This window comes from Bartonella sp. AU55XJBT (assembly GCF_028618525.1).
Genome location: NZ_JAQITC010000011.1, coordinates 39,068 through 60,174, shown reverse-complemented (window position 1 = coordinate 60,174; position 21,107 = coordinate 39,068). Strand labels below are relative to the sequence as shown.

24 protein-coding genes are annotated in these 21,107 nt (G+C 40.9%); 6 read left to right on the top strand and 18 right to left on the bottom strand.

Going from position 1 to position 21,107, the window contains the following annotated elements; genetic code table 11:
• Positions 1-353 precede the first annotated feature (353 nt).
• Entirely contained in the window at positions 354-1,436 is a 1,083-nt protein-coding gene (locus PVV70_RS06945; protein WP_273758544.1) for a DUF1376 domain-containing protein, read from the top strand.
• A 386-nt stretch (positions 1,437-1,822) separates the two neighbouring features.
• Entirely contained in the window at positions 1,823-3,757 is a 1,935-nt protein-coding gene (locus PVV70_RS06940; protein ID WP_273758581.1) for a bifunctional DNA primase/helicase, read from the top strand.
• On the opposite strand, the gene PVV70_RS06935 is transcribed toward PVV70_RS06940, so the two are convergent.
• From PVV70_RS06935 to PVV70_RS06925, 3 genes are all read right to left on the bottom strand, one after another.
• Positions 3,754-3,990, bottom strand: a complete 237-nt coding sequence (locus PVV70_RS06935) for a hypothetical protein (protein WP_273758543.1) — start codon at positions 3,988-3,990, stop codon at positions 3,754-3,756. The two genes, PVV70_RS06940 and PVV70_RS06935, sit on opposite strands and share 4 nt — an antisense overlap.
• A gap of 96 nt (positions 3,991-4,086) precedes the next feature.
• Complete coding sequence (locus tag PVV70_RS06930; RefSeq protein WP_273758542.1) at positions 4,087-4,236, bottom strand: hypothetical protein; 150 nt, start codon at positions 4,234-4,236, stop codon at positions 4,087-4,089.
• Between the two features lie 276 nt (positions 4,237-4,512).
• Positions 4,513-4,896: a hypothetical protein gene (locus tag PVV70_RS06925; RefSeq protein WP_273758541.1), complete on the bottom strand. Its 384-nt coding sequence runs from the start codon at positions 4,894-4,896 to the stop codon at positions 4,513-4,515.
• A 202-nt stretch (positions 4,897-5,098) separates the two neighbouring features.
• On the opposite strand from PVV70_RS06925, the gene PVV70_RS06920 reads away from it, so the two are divergent.
• The 3 genes from PVV70_RS06920 (at position 5,099) to PVV70_RS06910 (ending at position 9,044) form a co-directional block, all read left to right on the top strand.
• Positions 5,099-5,665 (top strand): hypothetical protein, encoded by a 567-nt coding sequence (locus tag PVV70_RS06920; RefSeq protein ID WP_273758540.1) that lies wholly within the window; start codon positions 5,099-5,101, stop codon positions 5,663-5,665.
• A 2,611-nt stretch (positions 5,666-8,276) separates the two neighbouring features.
• Positions 8,277-8,588, top strand: a complete 312-nt coding sequence (locus PVV70_RS06915; protein ID WP_273719233.1) for a hypothetical protein — start codon at positions 8,277-8,279, stop codon at positions 8,586-8,588.
• Positions 8,589-8,720: 132 nt separating this feature from the next.
• Complete coding sequence (locus tag PVV70_RS06910) at positions 8,721-9,044, top strand: hypothetical protein (RefSeq protein WP_273719234.1); 324 nt, start codon at positions 8,721-8,723, stop codon at positions 9,042-9,044.
• A 980-nt stretch (positions 9,045-10,024) separates the two neighbouring features.
• Here PVV70_RS06910 and PVV70_RS06905 read toward each other — a convergent pair.
• The 5 genes from PVV70_RS06905 to PVV70_RS06885 all read right to left on the bottom strand — a co-directional run bounded on the left by PVV70_RS06905 (position 10,025) and on the right by PVV70_RS06885 (position 13,526).
• The gene (locus tag PVV70_RS06905; RefSeq protein WP_273758539.1) at positions 10,025-11,182 is read right to left on the bottom strand and encodes a DUF6990 domain-containing protein; all 1,158 of its coding nucleotides are present in this window, start codon (positions 11,180-11,182) and stop codon (positions 10,025-10,027) included.
• Positions 11,183-11,194: 12 nt separating this feature from the next.
• Positions 11,195-11,569 (bottom strand): hypothetical protein, encoded by a 375-nt coding sequence (locus tag PVV70_RS06900; RefSeq protein ID WP_273758538.1) that lies wholly within the window; start codon positions 11,567-11,569, stop codon positions 11,195-11,197.
• Between the two features lie 368 nt (positions 11,570-11,937).
• Complete coding sequence (locus PVV70_RS06895; RefSeq protein ID WP_273758537.1) at positions 11,938-12,126, bottom strand: hypothetical protein; 189 nt, start codon at positions 12,124-12,126, stop codon at positions 11,938-11,940.
• Between the two features lie 28 nt (positions 12,127-12,154).
• A complete protein-coding gene (locus PVV70_RS06890) occupies positions 12,155-12,769 on the bottom strand; it encodes a hypothetical protein (RefSeq protein WP_273758536.1) in 615 nt (204 codons plus the stop codon).
• 196 nt (positions 12,770-12,965) lie between these two features.
• Complete coding sequence (locus PVV70_RS06885; protein ID WP_273758534.1) at positions 12,966-13,526, bottom strand: hypothetical protein; 561 nt, start codon at positions 13,524-13,526, stop codon at positions 12,966-12,968.
• A gap of 773 nt (positions 13,527-14,299) precedes the next feature.
• On the opposite strand from PVV70_RS06885, the gene PVV70_RS06880 reads away from it, so the two are divergent.
• Positions 14,300-14,815 carry a short-chain dehydrogenase gene (locus PVV70_RS06880; RefSeq protein ID WP_273758533.1) on the top strand — a complete coding sequence of 172 codons (516 nt, stop codon included), beginning with the start codon at positions 14,300-14,302 and terminating at the stop codon, positions 14,813-14,815.
• Between the two features lie 681 nt (positions 14,816-15,496).
• On the opposite strand, the gene PVV70_RS06875 is transcribed toward PVV70_RS06880, so the two are convergent.
• The 10 genes from PVV70_RS06875 to PVV70_RS06830 form a co-directional block, all read right to left on the bottom strand.
• A complete protein-coding gene (locus PVV70_RS06875) occupies positions 15,497-15,661 on the bottom strand; it encodes a hypothetical protein (protein WP_273758532.1) in 165 nt (54 codons plus the stop codon).
• 13 nt (positions 15,662-15,674) lie between these two features.
• Positions 15,675-16,286, bottom strand: coding sequence for a hypothetical protein (locus PVV70_RS06870; protein WP_273758531.1), 612 nt, complete (start codon positions 16,284-16,286; stop codon positions 15,675-15,677).
• Position 16,287: 1 nt separating this feature from the next.
• A complete protein-coding gene (locus tag PVV70_RS06865) occupies positions 16,288-16,563 on the bottom strand; it encodes a hypothetical protein (RefSeq protein ID WP_273718936.1) in 276 nt (91 codons plus the stop codon).
• 167 nt (positions 16,564-16,730) lie between these two features.
• Positions 16,731-17,879 (bottom strand): DUF6990 domain-containing protein, encoded by a 1,149-nt coding sequence (locus tag PVV70_RS06860; protein WP_273758530.1) that lies wholly within the window; start codon positions 17,877-17,879, stop codon positions 16,731-16,733.
• Positions 17,876-18,256, bottom strand: coding sequence for a hypothetical protein (locus PVV70_RS06855; protein ID WP_273758529.1), 381 nt, complete (start codon positions 18,254-18,256; stop codon positions 17,876-17,878). Before PVV70_RS06855 ends, PVV70_RS06860 begins: the two co-directional genes overlap by 4 nt.
• Positions 18,257-18,429: 173 nt before the next feature.
• A complete protein-coding gene (locus tag PVV70_RS06850) occupies positions 18,430-18,780 on the bottom strand; it encodes a hypothetical protein (RefSeq protein WP_273758527.1) in 351 nt (116 codons plus the stop codon).
• Between the two features lie 587 nt (positions 18,781-19,367).
• Entirely contained in the window at positions 19,368-19,712 is a 345-nt protein-coding gene (locus PVV70_RS06845; protein ID WP_273758526.1) for a hypothetical protein, read from the bottom strand.
• A gap of 12 nt (positions 19,713-19,724) precedes the next feature.
• Positions 19,725-19,922, bottom strand: coding sequence for a hypothetical protein (locus tag PVV70_RS06840; protein WP_273758525.1), 198 nt, complete (start codon positions 19,920-19,922; stop codon positions 19,725-19,727).
• Entirely contained in the window at positions 19,919-20,485 is a 567-nt protein-coding gene (locus PVV70_RS06835) for a hypothetical protein (protein ID WP_273758524.1), read from the bottom strand. Before PVV70_RS06835 ends, PVV70_RS06840 begins: the two co-directional genes overlap by 4 nt.
• 74 nt (positions 20,486-20,559) lie before the next feature.
• Positions 20,560-21,105 (bottom strand): hypothetical protein, encoded by a 546-nt coding sequence (locus tag PVV70_RS06830; protein WP_273758523.1) that lies wholly within the window; start codon positions 21,103-21,105, stop codon positions 20,560-20,562.
• Positions 21,106-21,107: the final 2 nt, after the last annotated feature.

The window sequence follows — 21,107 nt, the reverse complement described above, 5'->3', positions numbered from 1 at the left end:
TTTTTGCTTATAAAATAAAAACACTTTAACCACGCCATAGGATACAAAAGACCGCTTCCAAAAGCTGATCCCCAAAAGCTGATCCCCAAAAGCTGATCCCCAAAAGCTGATCCCCAAAAGCTGATCCCCAAAAGCTGATCCATTGAGAAGTGTTGTTCTCTTTATTTTTTCCATCATTGTAATCTCAAATTTTAAGTTTTCATGCCCTTCAAGCACACCCACTCATTGATAAACATCATAAAGAAGTCTCTTAGTCGTTATTGAGCAGAGCCAAAGGCAACAACAAGCTAAATTTCTGTTTGCGCTTTTACCGTCAATGAAACTGTATAAGAAAGAAGAAAGTAGATTGCCGTATGAAACACGCTGATCAACAAGAAACTCCTCACTATGAATCGTCTAGGCTTCCGTATGTTTGTTGGTATCAAAATGATTTTCTAGGAGGTGTTCGCGGAATGCGTGCACACGAAATTGGAATTTATACGATTCTTCTCAATGAGATGTATGCACGCGGACGTCCTCTAGAAATATCGCAAGAACGTTTAGCGCGTCTTTGCGGTTGTGACAAGCGAACTTTTGTTAATGTTTTAGAAATGCTTATCCAAGAGGGTAAGATTTTAAGTTTAGCCAATGGCTTATGGAACAAACGTTGCGAAAATGTTTTTCAAGAGCGTGAAAAATTGCTTGAACAAAAATCCTTTGCGGGTCGTTCTTCGGCAAAAAAGCGCAAGAAAATCAATACTGAGATTCAACAACTGCTTAACGATCGGACAAGAGATGATCAACAAAGTTTAGAAGCTCAAAAGACAGAAGAAAAGGAAACACCTAACGGTGTTTTTGAAAAGAATAGGGTATTTGATGAGAACGAGCCTTCTCTTTCCAGCCAAGAGAGCTTTGAACAAAGCACGCCATCTCCCACATTGGGGCTTTCTTCCTCACTAGCCTCCTCCCCACCAGACTCCTCCTCACTGGCAGAAACCAAGCATGAAAACGTCTCTCCCAATGCTCCTCCAGCAGGGAGCGCTGGCGTTCTTCACACACAAATTGTCCCACGAAAACACCCCCACCCCGCCACCAATCTTGTGTCCTCCAGTTTCTCAGACTCACCTCCAGTTTGTTCCGACAAAAAAACCACCACCACCAGCATTGTCAAAGGGCACCGTCTTCCTGAAACTTGGCAAGCAGACATCAAGGCAGCCGTTTTGGAAGGTTTGAGTGAGAGCCAAGCCCATTGGCAAGCCAAGAAGTTTCGCGATTATTGGCAAGCCAAGAGTGGCAAAGAAGCCCTCAAAGTAGATTGGCAAGCCACATGGCGCAACTGGTTTCGCCGTGAGATTGAGCGATTAGAACAGCAAAAACAGGAAAGCGTTTCACCGCGCCTCTCTCAGAGCAACGAGAACCTTTACCGCAGTCTGATCAACTATACCGATACTTGTTAACATCACACGCCAAACCATTTTCTCACACAAGCAAATGCGGGTGCACCAATGTTTCAAAACCATAAACAAAACACCATCAGACAAAGTCCCATCAGGCAAAACAACCCTGAACACAACACCCGCAAACCGCCGCCTCTTCTCTTTCACGCGGCACACCTGCCCTTACCCACTCGTCAGCAAAGGCTCCGCTTTCCACACCAGCAAGCAAACATCAACGCAGCAATTTTGGAAGGTTTAAGTGAGAGCCCAAATCCATTGGCAAGCCAAGACCCGTAAAAAGCCCACAAAGCAGATTGGCACGCCATAAGCGCTACGGATTTTGCCACAAGATTGAATAGCAAGAACAGCAAAATAGAATCCCAAAACGCATAAGATCACGAATGACTATGAGCACAATTTTTGAAATCAAACAAAAACTTATTGCCCAAGCTGATCGGATAGCAGAAATGCTTCTTCCCCAAGGGCATAAACGTGGCAACCATTGGAGTGTTGGCAACACGCGCGGTGAGCCCGGTCAAAGTTTATCGGTCTGCTTAAGCGGCAGTAAAGCAGGCCTTTGGTATGATTTTGCAGAAGGCATTGGAGGCGATCTTTTAGACCTTTGGTGTGAAGTCAAAGGCATCAACCTCTCTCAAGCATTAGAAGAAGCACGCGCTGCTCTCAATCTGACACGCCCCAAACCTTTTATGGTTCCCCAACGTTCCTATCGCCGTCCCCCAGTTCCAAAAGGGCGCCCCCCGCAGAATCTGGTAAAAAACTATCTCCACAAAGAACGCTGCATTCCTCTAGAGATTATAAAGCGTTACCGCATAGGAGAAGAGGGTGAAAAAATCATTTTCCCCTTTTATAAACCCGATGGCACCCTTGCATTAGTCAAAGAACGGCTTACTCAAGCAGGCGCGAAAACAAAACCTACCACAGCCCAATGTGAACCGATTTTATTTGGTTGGCAAGCCCTTTACCCCACACCCCACACGCCCACGCACACCTCTGCGCCCACCGCCACAATCCACAGCACCACACACGCATCGGAACGCACAGCCACACCCCACAATGCTACGCAGATGCCTCAACATGCGTCCATAGACCCCACGTTGTTTCCCACGCTTTCTTCAACAAACCGAACCATTGTCATCACGGAAGGAGAAATTGATGCGCTATCGCTTGCTGCCTATGGCTATCCAGCGGTCTCTGTCCCCTTTGGAGGTGGAAAGGGGGGCAAGCACAATTGGATTGAAAATGAATTTGATCATTTGGAAGCATTTGAAACCATTTTTTTAGCCACCGATATGGACCAGCCCGGAGAAGAAGCCGCCCGTGAAATTGCCAGCAGGCTTGGGCGTCACCGTTGCTACCGTGTTTGCTTACCCCGCAAAGATGCCAATGAGTGTTTAACCGCCGGCATTGATGCTGCCACCATAGCATCGGCTTTTACTTCTGCCAAAAGCTTTGCCCCAGAGGGCTTACGACGCGCCTCAGACTATAAAGATCAAGTGATTGGGCTTTTTTGGCCAGAGCCTGAAAAACATCTTGGCTATACGGTTCCCTATCCTAAACTGAAAGACAAATTACATTTTCGCCCCGCAGAATTAACGCTGTGGAGTGGTGCCAGTGGTGCAGGCAAAAGCCAATTGTTGTCCGACTGTATACCCCATTGGATTGCGCAAAACAGTCGCCTTTGCTTAGCCTCTCTAGAAATGAAAGGAGAACAATCGCTCCGGCGTTTAACCAAACAAACGGGCGGCTTAGAAAAGCCTACAAAAGAGACTATTGAACGCATTTTGCATTTTTTAGACGATGGGCTTATCCTTTATGAACATGTTGGCAAATCAAGTGTCGACACCTTGCTTGATGTCTTTGACTATTGTCGTGCGCGTTATGGTTGTGATCAATTTATTATCGACAGTCTGATGCGGCTTGGCATTGCCTCTGATGATTATGCCGGACAAGAACAAGCGGTTTATAAAATGGTTGATTGGGCTGTTTTAAACACTGTTCATATTCATCTTGTCGCCCATGCCCGCAAAGGGGGGCTGGATAAGGATATCCCTGGCACAGAAGATATTAAAGGTGCCTCAGAAATTGGAGCAAATGCTTTTAACATCATCACCATTTGGCGCAACCGGTCGTTAGAAGACAAAATCTTTGCCACCTCTCTGGCGCAAGAAAAAGCCGATTTAGTCAAACGCCCCGGTGTCATTATGAATATTGCCAAACAACGTTCTGGGGATTTTGAAGGCAAAGTCGGTCTCTGGTTTGACCCCCAAACCTACCGCTATCGCTGTTCTTTTGAACAATCTTCTCCCCGGCGTTATCTTTAACGCCCCTCCTCACTCTTTAAAAAAAAACGTCCCGCCATCACACGCACAGATTTCATTCCCTGATAAATAAAAGGAAAAAGAAATCCCCAAATGAAGATCAATACATCGTGATTCGAGAACCAAAGCCAACTCCAACCCAAACTCTCTGCTCCCCACTGAGCAAAATTAAAGACAAGAGACAAAATGCAGATAAACAGCACAAAATTCAAAACACGCAACACCCTCTGCACCACCGTATCACTCTGCGCACGTATAAAGCCCCCAAGAGCACCAAGAGCAGTTTCAACAAGAGTGCCAAGACCAACGCCTTCAAGAATATGCCTCTTACGCTATTCATAACGCTGACGCCCACAACAAAAAGCCACAGGATACCCCCCATCAAGCAACAAAAGAGGGTCGTCTTCACGAACATTTGCCAAACAACAGGCAGACTTTTGACGCCCCCATGCACCAAACCAAGGACAGCGACAAAACTGCAAGAAAACAGCGCTCTCTTCAACAACAACGCCCCGCTAACAGTGTAACATCCCACGCCCACAGAAATAAAACTAAGGTAAAGAGCAATCACGCCATAAAAGACCACCCACCTGCCAAAAAACATCCACCTTGTAACCCCGCGGCGCGCAGCCTCCTTATCCAGAAAAATACACGCCCCAACAAAAAGGCAAAAAAACAGCAATAACAGTAAAAGCACCAAACTCTGCGACATCAACAAGTCTCCCCGCAACCATAAAATTAAAGAAAACGCCCACGATTCAATAAAAGCCTATTCTTTTTAAAAACAAAGCACAAGTCACCCCAACACACCGCATTCCCTCATGAAAAAAAGCGCTCATAACACGAACAAGAAGGACACAAATGCAGATTGAACCCCACTCATTCAAGGACCAAATCCAAGGCACACCCAAATACTTGGCGCCGATCAAAGCCAAGCTAAACCAAAATATTCGGGCTTGCTTATAAATAAAATCAGTAACAGCAGCAAAAATGAAACCAAACAACAGCATCTTGAAGAACAACCCCTTTTTTGCACCACGCCGCAGCATTACTTCATACCCCAACATAAGGAAAATGCTGGGCGTAGCATAAAATACCAAAGCCCGTGCAACATCACACCACTCCCCCATCAAATTATTCAAGGAAAATCCACCATGCAACAAAACACCTCTCTCTTCAAGATCCCAATCCATGCTTCAAGATGCGAAATCCATGGGACTCCCCCATAAGCGCCACAATCCAAGCTATCCCCCAAGACCGCACCCTCACGCACACACGCCAACACATGCCTTTTACCATCCCCCCTCTTTTTTCGAGAGCAAGCAACATTTTTAAGGAGATGAGATGAACCATCCAGATAAGAAAAAAAACACGCGCCCTCTTGAGCTTCACGAGAAAGGAAAGCACATGGGTCATTTAAAGACGCAAGAAGTCGCCCTTGAAACGCGCAATCCTTATTTTCAACCGCATCATCCAGAAAGTTCCAGCAACCGGCGCACCATTAAAGTTCTTGTCAATGCACAAAGCCGTCCCATTGCGCTTTTATATGCAAAAGGACATATCAGTCAGGCACAATATAAAGCCGCAGAACGGTTTTATTTTTACTGGCGTCACAGTCAGGCAGACCTGCACATGAGCCTTGACTACACCCGTGAAAAAGTTGCTTGTAGCCAAAGCTATACCCACCCCATTGAACGGCAAATAGCAGCCTCCAATCATTTAAAAACCATCAAAGGGCACCTTGGTATTCTTGGCTATTCACTGCTTGAGCAGGTTATTGGTTATGGACAAGCGATCAAAGAATTAAGTCCTTCAAAACGCAAACAAAACTCCCTTGCCGATCATTTACGAGATTGTTTAGACTTGTTAGCCTTTCATTGGGGCTATGCAAACCATAAACATTCGGAATAATCCCCTCTCTTTATCTATAGAGCAGGCAACATTTTTTCAACAATCCCCTGCGTTATCTGAAACACCGCTCCCAAAACATGAGAACCCCTAACACCCCCACATCACACGAAAATACTTCATTGTCCCCTCAAGTCACCCAAGGAAAACAGCTAACGCCACCCCCCTCCTTTCAAGACCCCAACAGAAGCCTGCACCCAGCATCTGAACTCTGTATCTACACGCCCCCACACCGCGCCACACGCCAACAGCTCCCCCCTCCATCGTCTCCACCCCATCTTAAAAAAACACGCGCTTCACGACCCCCTTACACGCAACACGCACACCCTTAAAAAACAAAGCCTTTTATCCCACGCGGGTCTATCGCACCAGTCTATCGCACCAGTCTATCGCACCAGTCTATCGCACCAGTCTATCGCACCAGTCTATCGCACCAGTCTATCGCACCAGTCTATCGCATCATGTGGTGCTCTCTTTGTTGTTTTTTTATTGAAGCATAAATATGGTTGCATACGTCATAACATCTTTAAAGACTTAAATTGACAGTGAATTGCAAAATAAACATGCAATGAAAAAGAAGTATTCATGACGTTTTAAAGCATAAAAAGCAAAGTTTTCTTTTTTGTAAAAAGTATTTTTATATTGCTCTCTTTTTAATTTTCTGCTAGTTACGGAAGAGTAAGTTTTTTAAATTCATTCTTTTTTGACATTTTTACAACCCAATATATTTTTACAACCCAATATTGAGAATCTTCTTATTATCGCCTTCTGTTTGAAGCAGAGGGCTTTTTTTATGACTGTATTGTCTTAAAACCCTCTTAAACTTTGTACTCTTCTTCCATAAGATCTCCTGCCAAATAGACCATTCTAAAAGAGATCATCATTCTTCTTTCAAATTACCTTAAAAATTCCCCCTCAAAGGCCGAAGGATTTACGAGAGAAGCTGTTTTACGGCATACGCTATTTTATAACACAACAGAATCACTAATATTTTTCTTTATCGTCAAAACAGCAATAAGGTATTTTATTCTAGCAATGGATTGATGAATTATAGTCTTCTGCTTTTCATCTTAGAAATTTTAGCCTAAAAGAGCCAACTCTCTCAGACTTTTCCTCTTTGTAACGGGCTTCTGTTATTTTAACGGAGGCTTCTCTTAAAATTCATCAAACCATCGACTCATTACAAGCAAAAGAGCCCGTGTAAAATAAAACACGTCCAAGATAAAGAATTACAAAAATTGACTCAATTTATTCTGTTCTATGATAAAGCACCCTTCCTTAAGGGGCGTCTTAATAAAGCCCTTAATAAAGCCATTGAAATCATTGAAATATTATACCAAATCCATTGGTGTCATCAAAAGCCAAATTGGAGACAAATGCCTCATAAATTTCATGTGAGCTAATAAAATCAAGAAAAAGACAAAAAAAAAGCACAAAAATATCTTAATTCTCATAGAGATCTCAATATTCATTAGCTGACCTTCATCAGTGAGTCTTACTCTATAACCCTCTCAAATATTGAGGAGACAAAGCAAATATCTATAAAATACACAAACCGATAGAGATAAAATAAAAAATAAATCTCTTGGGCTTTCTCTATTTTTATGAGATATGCCTTCCCCTATGGATGCACTCCGCCTTCAAAAGAGTGCATCCTTCCCCTCAAGGGATACATGCCTCACCCTCATGCGGCATGGATCCCAATCTCATAAAGGATGCACTCTAGCCTTCAAAAGAGTGCATCCTTCCCCTCAAGGGACACATGCCTAACCCTCATGGCACGTATCCCAATCTCATAAAGGATGCACTCTAGCCCTCAAAAGAGTGCATCCTTCCCCTCAAGGGACACATGCCTAACCCTCATGGCACGTATCCCAATCTCATAAAGGATGCACTCTAGCCCTCAAAAGAGTGCATCCTTCCCCTCAAGGGACACATGCCTAACCCTCATGGCACGTATCCCAATCTCATAAAGGATGCACTCTAGCCCTCAAAAGAGTGCATCCTTCCCCTCAAGGGACACATGCCTAACCCTCATGGCACGTATCCCAATCTCATAAAGGATGCACTCTAGCCCTCAAAAGAGTGCATCCTTCCCCTCAAGGGACACATGCCTAACCCTCATGGCACGTATCCCAATCTCATAGAGGGTGCACTCTAGCCCTCATAAAGAGTGCACCCTTCCCCTCAAGGGATACATGCCTAACCCTCATGGCACGTACCCAATCTCATAGAGGGTGCACCCTAGTCTTCAAAAGAGTGCATCCTTCCCTTTACGGGTTTGACTCAATTTTCATCACATCTCATTTTAATTTTAATGAACCCTCATTTTTATAAATCTTTAGTCAATGGCACAAAAAGAATTTTGTTAGCAGTTCTTTTGTCACCCATCTTACGGGATTCCACTTCCGGACAGAGCTTTCAAGCTTTTTTAAAATATCCAAAAATGGAATCAGAAAGAATTGATTTAGGCAATTAAGAGTAAATTTTGTCAAAATATAGACAAAGTTTATTCTTTTTTATGACTGTTGTATTTTTACTATAGTCATTTAAAGTGAATCTATATATGATCCGTATCGATATTTATTTATAGAAATAAATATAGGAGAAAACTATGAATATCAGATATTTTTTCGTAGCAGGGGCAATCACAAATGGTTTAGCTCTTGCGATTCAAAAGTCTGATCGTATAGTCAATAAACAGCCCTCTCCTATTGTTGCTCCTTATACTGGTGAGAAAACGCATTTACAGTTTTTAAACCCCGTAGGGAGCCCTTCGGATACATTGAATATACTGAGAATAAATAACAGACAAGAATCAATAAACAATATATATGAAAAAGCAAAAAGTTTATTGAATGCAATAGTTAGTTTTTTAGGATTGATTATTGTATATTTTATAAAAATAATTGCTGTTAAAATATAAAATACAAACAGCGCTTAAAATAAAATTATATACATTTTGTATACATTGAAAATTAAACAAAAAGGCCCTTTTAAAAGAGGACCTTTGTTTATCGATATTTATTTATAGAAGTAAATATAGGAGAAAAAAACTATGAATATCAGATATTTTTTTATAGCGGGGGCGATTACAAGTGGTTTAGCTCTTGCGATTCAAAAGTCTGATCGTATAGTCAATAAACAGCCCTCTCCTATTGTTGCTCCTTATACTGGTGAGAAAACGCATTTACAGTTTTTTAAACCCGTAGGGAGCCCATCGGATACATTGAATATACTGAAAATAAATAATAGAACTGCATCAGAACAAGCATTAATAGATAATATATATGGAAAAGGAATAAATTTATTAAATGCCTTCGCTAGCTTTTTAGGCTCCCTTATTATATATTTCATACAGCTGATTTTTACTAAAGCATAAGACACTAAAAGTTCTTAGAGTAAAATTGTATACATTTTGTATACAGAGCAAAATTAAATAAAAAGGCCCTTTTAAAACGGGGCCTTTGTTTTTATTGATCCAATGTTACTCTCCTAAAAGACAACATTTTTTACTTTCCCACATTTCAAAAGACAAAAACTTTAGATCCCAGGCTCTCCCCTCACACCTCTTTCATTAATGATGGCCACAATCTCAGTTCTTCCAGTAAATTCTCTGTTTTCAAGAAAATAGCCTTGGTACCCTCCACACCATAGGATTCATGTCCAAGCCTCGATGAACAAGGCACTTACACGAAAACACCACAAGTTTTCATACCAATATCCACACCTGAAAGGAGTATCGCCACGCCGTCAAAGAACGTTTTTATCACGCTCTCTCCCCTATAAAGAACGAAATTTCTCAATCTATATCAATTGGCTATATCAATTGGTAGAAAATCCAGTTTTTCTTGAATCGTTTTCGCCTCTTGCATACTTCACCCCCCACGCCGGAAACAACAGTGTTTTCATAAGCTCTATGGGAAAATCTAGCCCTCAAATATTCATCATACACTTTTACAAAAAACAACAGAATGTGTAAAAGATCACCCTACTTAAAACCATAGCATTTTACGCAGTCAATCATGATGTATTCTACTTTATTCAGCAGAATATTCTCTTATCTCTAGCGTGCTTTTTTTCACATAATGAAAGCATAAAGCGCGTCTTCTAAAAAAAAAGGAATAGACTTCAAAAAAACAAGAAAGAGACAAATTTTCCATCATTTGTCCGCCCCTATTTTTAAGAATCAAATTATTTTCAGATTATTTTTTTAAAACATGATGTACTTCTTGATTCTTTCGAGCCCTTTTATTTTGCTTTGGTATCAAAGCATCTCAATGGTGGCGCTTCCCCCTTTCAACAAGAATGCTTTTCTTCAAATCAGGGGGGACTTCAACAAGTGCATAAACTAATCAATTTTTATATATCCATAAATGCAGGTTCACCATCTTTGATATAAGTAATATCCGGGGAATATTTTACGCCCCCTTTTTCAAAGACACATGGTTTATCACTCACAGTGTATCCTTGTTCCCTTAATTCTTGTTTTTTCTCCTCGACTAAATTTTTATGCAAAGTGCGTTTTTTATTGCACAAATTAGGGTCTCTCACTCTAAAAATCTGATAGCCCTCCACGTCTATAGAGAACATCAGAGCAACCTGTTCCAGCAGACCGTAACTGAATTTTCCAGCCTTTTTCACCTCTTGCGCCATTACCATCGCGCGTTCCAGATGAACTTTTTCAATGGTTTCATCAAAGCCAAGTGTCTCGCCTGCCGCAAAACGTTCGTCATAAGAACCTAAAGTCTCCACATCCCCCAGCAAGGCAAGAGCACCAAGATGCAGCAAAGCATAAGGAGCCAACTCTGCTTCAGCCGTTGACCATGTTAAAGAGTCTTTTTCCCAAGGTGGAATACGATATTGAGAGCAAAGCATTTCATGCAAACAATCATCTTCCATTGTCCATTTTAAAGTTTTATCAAGGGCTTTTTTAAAACGTGCAACGCTTACTTTTTCTTCAAAAATTTCCAATCCATTGGGCACAAAATTGATAAACATCGTTGGCAAAACCCCAGAATTATGAGGATTAATGGTCTGACAAGCGGCCGCAAAAATACCACTCATAATGAGAAGCCCGCGATCAAAGGGTGAAAAGTCTTCCACTTGTTCTTCGTTATAGAGAAACTGCACTTCACGATCAGGTAAAAAGAGCGTTGCCAAATAATCTCCTTTTCCCTCAATGTCCACGGACCACCCCAAGCTTTTTAAAAGCACTGTTGCACTTTCTATCGTGAGAATTTCATGATCATCATAATCGACAAAGGGTTCTTTTTCCTTTTCCTTTAGTTTCAAACGCCTCTTCTGCACCACAGCTTCATCTTTCCAAAACTGTTGCATTGCCAGATCATTTTCTTTCAGCACTTCTTCCAACGCGCCTTTCACTTGGAAATTCATTTTCATCCGTTTAAAGACAGAGATATAAAGAGCCAAAACAAGCATGATAATGACCATGAAAACAGCAATCATCACCCAGAACTGGGGATCTAAGAAACGTACGACGATAGGATCAATGTTCATTTTTTCCCCTCATTATTTACAAAGCCCGTGCGACAGAGAACTTATTTGCTCTCGCTCAGAGAGCGCTTGGTCTAGTTTTTGAATATTTTCCTGCAATTCACACGTCACTTTTTTACGAAGCCGTAACATCACCGGAATCAATAAAAGGGCACAACCGATTATGAAGTCCGTTGTTTTCAGGATAACGGCATGCACAACATGTTGCCACCCTATCAGCTGCCAATTTAAGACATTTGGTATTCTTAGCATCATTATCCAGATGATAATAATAACCGCAATAGCGAAGATAATTTTATAATCCTTTGCTGAAAGCAACGCTTGCTGAAACGAAAAAGAATGCGCTCTTTTATGCGCTTCTTGCTCTGATACCCAATTTTGCTCCTGCATTTTTCCCTCTCACTCTTTGAAAAAACCCATACGGTAGAGAGCTTATTTGCTCTCGCACAAAGATTGTTTTTTTCTCGTTTCTGGATCTTTTTTTTCAATTTACGCATGATGATGCATGCAAAACCCCAATATCACTGGAATCCGGAATTAAGAAAAGTGCACAAGCCGTTATGACTTGTGTCATGATAAAAATTATAAAGAAATCATAATATTCGTGGCGCCTTAGCCCCTTGACCACCCTCTCCACTCAAACGATAAAGGAAATCCCAATTTGTCACTCTAGGCTTTAGAACCTCATACCTCTCAGCCCACACTGCCTTTAATACCCGTATTGCCTTTAAACAATGACAGTCGACAATTCAAGTCCTTTAATCAAGGGCGGTCGACAATTCAAGCTTTTTCTGCCCCAAAAGTCCACCCTCAACGCTGCTCAGCAAAGTTTTAGGACAAAACCATAAAGAACCCCAAAACATCTTAAGAGGCAAAATGTGATAGAGAGCAATAACCATCAATCTCAAATTTCTCATCATTTCTTCAACCATTTTTTGCCCGCTCATGATTCCTCAAACGCTATCTCCTGTTCTTTCACACGCTTTTCAGTTGTTGTTTTAAACAGTAATATTTTCTCGCCTGCTTAAAGACACCATAATAAAGTTCCAAAATCGTTATGGGAAAACACGCAATCCAAAGTGTCACGAGCATAAGTACGAGACCAAATACCATGACAAGAATATCATCTATTTTTACCCTATCACCCTTTTTATACCGATGCTTTTGGTGACGGATTATTTCCCCCCGTTGCCGGTGTATTTCTTTCAATTTTCGAGTATTTTTTTTCAACAAACGCCACAATATTATGCAGACAATCAACATAATTGGAATCAAGGCAACAACACACACGACACTCACTTCCCAAAGTAGGCAGAAAGAGTGAAAAAGGGGTGTATCTTGCCACCCTGTCAATTTTTCTTGTTCCAAAGCTGGAAAAAAGAAAATCCTGTTCCCCAGCTCAATGCTGAGTGAGAGGAAACAAAGAACAACACATTCTTGCATAGAAGAAAACTCTTGCTCAAAAAAATCGTGCAGTCCGTTATAAAATGTTGAATTTTTCCCCTTCATTTCTCTTCCCTTTTTAGACAAACATATTTCTTTTCTCACGCCCACTCTTTTAAGCACGACGAAAAGTGCGATATATGCCATTCCCTTGTTTTCTGGTAAATCCCCCCCAGATTAAAAAAACGCTCTTACTTTCCAAATGATAAGAGCCTCATCATCATCACAAACGACAATGGGCTTCTTTCCCCTCAGACTTCTTGCCCCTCTTTGCCTGATGATTCTTCTCCCCCCTCTTCTTGTGTCACGAGAATGCGTAAACCTTGCCTCTTCTCCCTCATGATCACTGCGCAAGCGCTCTGTTAGGCTTTTCTTTCACGCGTTTCAATTCCTTTTTCACTTGGCAATAGATTCTCACGCGCTTAAAGAAAAAAGAATAAAATTCCAGAATAAGCATGACAACCACAGTGGTAAAAGAGACTTCAAACAAAACGATAAAGCAAAGGAATACGATAAAAACACGGTTTATTTTTTCTCTATCGTTTTTTGCGGGATGATTTTGTTGACTGGTTTTTTGACCCCGTTGCTGAAGAATTTCATTCAACTGCTGAATGTTTTTTCTCAACAAATGTGTTAAGATGAGATAAAGCCCCAAGAGAACAGGTATAGAGGCAAACACACAGACCATAATGACTTCACGCAGCACAAAGAATGCTAAAAGAGTGCTATCCTGCGATACGGTCAACGACCACTTGAAGTCTAAGGGGATCACAAGAATTCTATGACTTATCGCTATAAGGATAGAAAGAAGACAAATGATGCTATGCTCTTTATAAGAAAGAAAGGGCCCTTCCAGAGCAAAAGAGCGCGGTTTTTGATTTGAGGCTGAATTTTCCCCCTTCATTTGCTCTTCCTTGTTTACAAAATACGTATTCTTTTTCTTTCTTGACACAAATCATCTCTTAAGTAAAACGCATTGTCACCCAATAGAAGTCCTTACAGAGAATGCTCTAAAATACACGGGATATTCCCAATATTGCCCAAAGACACGGATATTCTCAATCTTTATGGTGTCAATCTTAAATACCACCCCTTCGCGGTCTTGTTTTAAAGAAGCACGCGCTCAACACTTCCAAACCAACGCGTATCACCCGCATTTCATAGGTCCTCATGAATGGTATAGCGATAACGCTCTGATAAATTTATAAAAATTCAGCACCTCATTCCATCACCCCCATGGCTTTAACAGTCTCATCGCACACCATCATAATGTCTCAACCAGCCCCCCCAACCGCCATATCCCACCGCCACAATTTGTAAAAACCATCGCAGCAGCCGAGGGGTCTCTTCTCGCAAATTCCATTTTTCAAGGCTCATAGTCGTGTGTTTAAAAAAATGCGCTTATAATGCCTTTTGAAATCAACCAGTTGGGCTTATCTTTCATGGCAGGACCACACAAAATGCGCACCACCATCTGCGCATTGATTGCCGGTGGTGTATACGCTTTATGAGTTACGCATGATGTCAAATAACCTCTTCCAACAAGGATTTTTCTTTAGATGATAAAGGTTTTCCTTGGAAAGTTATAAGGAAAGAGATACAAACACATTGTGAACGGCTTTCTGATGAAATGTGCACATTTTTAAAGCAACGCATTTAAAGAAAAGGGGTGGGGACATGCAAAAAAAGGATGCGCATTATCGTTATTTAATCGTAGGGGGCACAGGGATGCTTTCTCCTTTTTGTCAATCCCTCAAGCCAAAAGAAGCCATTATCGCCGCACGCTTTCTTTCCCACAAAGTCCAGTTTGAAGCATTCCAAAAACAGCATCTGTGCATCCCGTTGGATTATGATTGTGCAGCATTACAGACACAATTTTTAGAAGCCGTGAGCCAATGGCATAATTTAAAATATTGCATATTATGGATTCATTCATCCGCCTTTGCCTTTTCTTGCGCATTAATTGAACAGTTAGCTCTTTTGCCTAAACCACCGTGCATTCTTCACATTTTTTGTTCCAACGTTCATGATCAAATGATCACTGAGTGCGCACGCAAAAACAAGGTTGACTTCATTCCCATTCAAATAGGACAAAAGACAACGTCAAAAGGTTCACGCTGGCTAACCCATCAGGAAATAAGTCAACAGATCCTCGATGCCATAAAAAATCATATGAAGAAACAAAACTTGTAATTCAGTCTCTCTTTTTGCTTTTTCTTGACCAAGCAAGCGCCCTTCAAACTCTGTGCTCCCAACTTTCTCTTAAACAACACTCTCTCAAATCATGGGCATTGAAAATAAACACGCCTCCATGGCAGTCATGAGAAAACAATAAAGACAATCCTTTTAAAAGCCAAATCTTTCAGTAAATTGGTACAAGACACCTCCCCACACTTCCACTCTCTTCCCCCATGCCTTCCTCACATCTTCCTCAAACCTCACGCTCCCCACAACAGCTTTCCCATCACTAATGCCATTCCAGCTTATTTACAGCTCTTCCCTAGACGCTCTCTATCGTTTCACCTGCAGCCCTATAGCTCCTTCTCCCAAATAGCCTGTCTCCATTCACCTTTACCGCACCATTCATGCCCTCTTCAGCCGACTATCCTTCCCACAACCGTCATACTCTTGAACAACGCACACACCCTTGGAATTACAGTTTCACGTTTTTACGATTTTAATTATTTACAGAAAACCGTAGAAAGCTAATACCATCCCAAGGCTATTGATTTAATCCCCTTCAAACAAAGGAAAAGGAAAAAGCAAATGTAAAATGAAAGAAACAACAGCGTGCACCATAGCCCCTCCATGCCCCTTCAAGACCATGGAAGCAATGACATGATCTAAAAGGATTCCTTCACGATATAAGGGGGGCTACATGCGCTTTTTCAGTGCTGCATTTAATTGCCGTGTAACCTTATAATAGGATATCAAACGTTTGATAAAAGAAATATACAGCGCCACAATGGGTACCGTTAAGAACAAATCCAAAAGCCCCCCCAACAGAGCCATCAAAACCACCGTGGCAGCTGCCGCCATCTCGTAATGCATTTTACCCTCTTTCTTTTATAAATTGCCTCTCCCCTTTATAAATTAATTGAGGGGTTTTAGTCACTTCTTCCAATTGCTGAATCTTCTTTTTTAGCCGAGAGGTTAAAATTTCACGAAGGACCACCATAACAGGAACCGTTGCCAAAAGACATGCCGAGAAAACAACAAAGTAAAAAAAGAAAATGTACATAGAGATAAATCTCTTCTCATCGATCGAAAAATTCATCTTTGTATAGAAAGTCACATAGACATAAACTTTGAACACCATAATGATGAAAGAGAGGCATGCGTGGATGACATAATCTTTATTGGAAAAAGAGAGCCATTTTTTAAACGCATGGGAACTTATTTCTGTGTTCAGTGCTAAGTTTTGCTGCACGATCTCTTTGCAGCTTTTTTTAGAGAAACAAAAACGCTGCGGCTGTTCTTTCATCAGACGTCTTTGTTCTTTTACTCTGAAATAGAACCTCAAACGCTTGAATAAAGAATAATAAGGCGCCACAATCATCATCATGACAAAAAGAGCAAAAACCGTCACAACCTCGAGAAAAAAACAGCCAAACGGTAGAAAAAAAATAAAAAGGGCAACATCCTCATTTCTCATGGCGATCATCTCACCGATTGATCTTTAACGGCTGTGTTTCTGCTTCCAGTTTTTGCTTTGTTTTTTCCAATTTACGCTCTTTAAAACGACGAACTCCCCAAAGGATCGGAAACGGTGTGAAAAGACAAAACCAAATCAACATCGGTAAGAGAAAAATAAGAGAACCAATCCCCTCCCATCTTGTCCACTGCAACGGCTGTCCCAAAGACTCTGCACCGGCAGGAACTTCTAAAGCCATCATGATAAGGCCCGTATAAAACATTGTATAAAAGGAGCGCCCGATCATTTGATCCCTTTCCACCCCCTTACAGCTTTCCACTAAAGAGAGCATAAATTTTTTGAATGAAAAGAAAGACTCTTCAAATATTGCGTTTTTCTCCTGCATTGATCCCCTCTGCATTTTGCATGCGCCATTTTAAGTTTTATTTAATTTACCTAAATTCTTTATTTTTCTCAATAATTTTCTGTATCAATCCCAATTTTTACATCCATATATTCTACTTTCCCATCCTTCATGTAAAGAATATGGGGACGAGCCTTTTTCCCATCAACCTCACAAATCGTGTCCTTTTCGTAAACCGTATATCCCTGTTGCCTTAATTCTTCTCTTTTTTCTTCGAGCAAATTTTCGTAACCAGAGCGTCTTCTATTGCACAAATTTGGATCTGTGATTCTAAAATAGTCATAACTCTCCACCTCCATAGAAAAACTCTTTGCCGTCTGTTGAAGCAGATCATAACTGGGCTGTTTTGTCTCTTCTACCGCCTTAGCAATCGCTATCGCGCGTTCCAGATGCTCTTCTGTAATGCTTGTCTCAAAGCCCAACCTCTCACCATTCATAAAGCTTTTGTGATAGGAGTCTAAAGTTTCAACATCACCGACCAAAGCGAGAGCCGCAAGATAACGCAGCGAATAAGATGAAAACTTAGGGTCCACAACTTTGTGTTCCCACGGAAGAATGTGATATTGAGAACGAAGCATGTTGCCAAGATCAACCTCGCCCATAGCCTTTTCGAAAGCTTTCTCAAGCGCATGGCGTAAACACCCCGCACTGACCTTTTCTTCAAAAATTTCCAATCCCTTCAGATCAAAACTCAATTCGAGAGCAATCAATCTTCCAGAATTATAAGGATCAATCGTTTGGCAAGCCGCCGCATGGATACCAGAAACCACCGCAATGGCACAATCAAATTGCAGATACCCCTTCTCAGCATTATAAAGAAACTGTACTTCACGATCTGGTAAAAAGAAGGTTGCCAAATGATCCCCTTTTCCTTCAATTTCTACCCTCCCCCCCAAACTCTTTAAAAGTGCTGTTGCACTTTCCATCGTGAGAATTTCCTCATCAGCAAGAGAAAACGCTTTGAACTCTTTTTCCTCAAATGATGGCTTCATCATCGGTGTTTCCCCACTGGACGGCTCAAAAGCAACCGGTTGTTTATAAGCCACGCGTCTTAATTCTTTTGTCACTTGGCAATACAATCTCACCCGCTTGAAAGCAGAGTAATACAATGCCCAAATAAACATCATGCACACAGCAGAAAGCAGCGTGAAGAAAAGAATGCCGACACCCCACGAGAATAAAACAACTATATCTATCATTTTCCCCTCCCCTTCACGTGCTCGTTTGCCGATAAGTAGCCGCTATCCGCTTGGCCAATTGCTTGCTCCAACTGAGCAATCTTTTTTTTCAACAAATGCGTAAAAGTAACACGAACCCCAAAAGCAACAGGGATCAATATAAAAATTAAATCTAATATAAACAGCATGATAAGCAAGAGAAAAGCCGCGACACTGGCTTCCCACTCTGTCAACTTCACCCCAAGCAATGCTGGTAAGAAGAGCGCTGTTCTCAAAGCTGAAAGAATGAAAGTCATGCAAAAGATGACTTTATAATTTTTGCGTGTTAGAAACGCCTCTTCCAAAGAAAAAGCGCGTATTTTCCCATCCCATGGTGCATTTTTTTCATGGTGACTCATTTTTACCCCTCATTGATCTAAAAAGCGTCCTTACAATGAATTCAATTTACCACGATCAATCGCTTTTAGATCAACCGCACATTTTTTCCCTTGATCAAACATCACACCCATAAAAGCGCTCCGACAAAGCATAAAAAAATCCGTATATTCATTTTGCCCTCTTCTTTACGCTCTTATTTTGTTAAGAAGGAATTTTTCTCCGCTTGGCCAATTGCTTGCTCCAACTGAGCAATCTTTTTTTTCAACAAACGCGTAAAAGTAACACGAACCACAAAAGCAACAGGGATCAATATAAAAAGAAGCACGGATAGAACAATCAATATGAATATGAGAATGAAGAGGCTATAATTCCACCACCCTGTTAAATCCCACTCAAACAACATAAAAAGTGCCACTTTAAAAGCCTCAAGAATAAAGGCAAAGCAAAAGATAATTTTATAATTTTTGCGTGTTAGAAACGCTTTTTCCAAAGAAAAAGACCGTTGTTCTTCATCCGATATTGAATGTCCCCCCTGATGCCTCATTTTTATCTCTCATTTGTCTAAAATTTTAAGCTATTTTCATGAATCGACGCTTTTGTCCTCCACAATTTTTATATCAATCGCTTTTATCCCCCATCTTTTATAAAAACAATATCAGAAGTGCATGAGAGTCTACTTTTTTCCCATTGATTTCAACCATCATGTTTTCATCCCTCACAGTGTATCCCTATTGTCTTAGATACCTATTTTGTCTCCTCGAGACATTTTTTATAAAAGAGATCTTTCTATGGCATAAATTGAAATGTCTGGCTCTAAAATTCTGAGTGGTGTTTTTTTCCCAAGAGAAGTACCTTTCAAAAAAAGAAGCAAAGCGGTTCAAGAAAATCATCCGCGCGTTGCTTTGTCTTGAAAACAGCTTAAGTTATCAAGCCATCACCAAAGCCTAGCCACGCACCTTCTCTTAAACCATCCTCAAAGCATGGTGGAGATGGATTTTATGTGTGTCTCAAAGCCCAGTCTCTCACCGTCCCTAAAGCTTTTGTGCTCAAAGGGTCTCACCACCGCCCCTCAAAGCGCGAAAGCCCCTCAAGATATGCACAGCATAGAATGCTTTATTTTCTTCTTTTTCTTCACTTTTCTCCCTCCTCTTCATGAGAGAGTTCATGAGAAAGGATCATCAGTGTTTTTTTCTGCTCAACCTCTTCTTCCAGTTGTCGCATCATTTTCTTCAACTGATGATTTAAAATAAAAAGCATTATAAAAACAATGGGTAAGAATAAAAAAGCCCCGGCAAGTACCCATGCCAATGGCTCTAAGACAGTCATAGAAAAAAAGTCCTTCCTTCTCCATAGCTTCACGATAATCATTATAATTGTCGGAAGTGTCACCATGACGGTCGAAAGAGTGAATATTTTTTTATAGTCGGCCCAAACAAGCGAAAGCTTTTTTTGATCAAACAGGCTGCTGTTTTTCATTTTTTCATTTTTTCACTTTTGAGCGATCTGTTGTAAAGCGCTATCACGTTCATTGAGCACACATTTCAGCTCTTTTTTCACACGACAATAGAGCCGCGCACGCTTGATAAACAGATAATAAATGACCACAATGGGCACCCATATTAAAGCATTGAAGAGCGTAAATAACAGAATAGAACAGGCTGCTAATGTTATAAGACTACTGGTCATTTTGTTTCCCCTTGCTCTTTTTCACTTTGCGCATTCTGCACACGAATTGCCTGATCGCGCTGTTCTATGGCTTCGTCCAGTTTTAGAAGCGTTTCTCTTAATTTTCTGGTTAATTTTATACCCATGACCCCAATGATCGGAACAACGAGCAGAGTTCCTATCCATATAGAGGTCCAGATCAGCATGATAAAGGAAACGCTATCACTCTTCCACCATACAAAATTCGTGGTAGAGAAAGTAATTTCTAGAAGAAAAATAAGAATAAGAATAGAAAAGATTATTTTACATTCTTTTGCATAAAGAGGCAGAGATTCTTTGAAATTAAGCAAACGCATTTTTGCCTCAAGGGTCTTATGCGTGAGATTTTGTCTTTTCATTTCTTCCCAGTCATTACGCAACTGTTGTATGGCTTGCTTTTGTTGCGTCGTATTCTTTTTCAACTCTCGAGCAAGTTTAAAGGACACCCTCATGTTCTTGATCAACAGGTAAGGAAACCTAACAAGGACCATAAACATTAAAATGACAATAATGAGGACCCCTAAAAGAGCCAAATATTTTATCATAACGTTCCCCTTTTTTCTCTATCGCCTTTTTTCTCTACCACCTTGAGATGAAATTCATTATTTCCATTCTCTGCTCAAGCAAATATTTCTAATTTTTTGACTGTTTTTTCCACGCCACACTGAAGGAGACTATAGAGAATTAAAATGATAGGCAAAGCCACCACAATACACGACCAGACCCACAACAGCAGCCCCATGACAAAGTCAATAACGTAAAGCAATAGAGGCGTATGATTGTGCAAAAAAATCGCAGATTTTGGAAGAAAAGCTGCAAAAACGATAAAACCAACGAAAAGCACCAACATAACGAAAGTGATCAAAAAAAGCATTCGAGACTCTCCTCTTGAAAGTTCCAAAGATTCTTTAAAAGAAAGAGCACTCAATTGTGTCGCAAGGGCTGTCTGTCCCCTACCCTCTATTTGATCACGCCTCAAATTCTGCGCTGGACTGTTGTTTAATTTCCGTCGCATTTCCAATAACAAAACTGTCCGTTTTATCAAAGAATAATAAAGTGTCAAAACAATCTTCGCGGTAGAAAAGAGTACCGAGCAACATGCACCACAAATAAAGATTGTTGTCCCTGCGCCAATCAACCATCCAATGATGAAAGAAGCGTTCACAT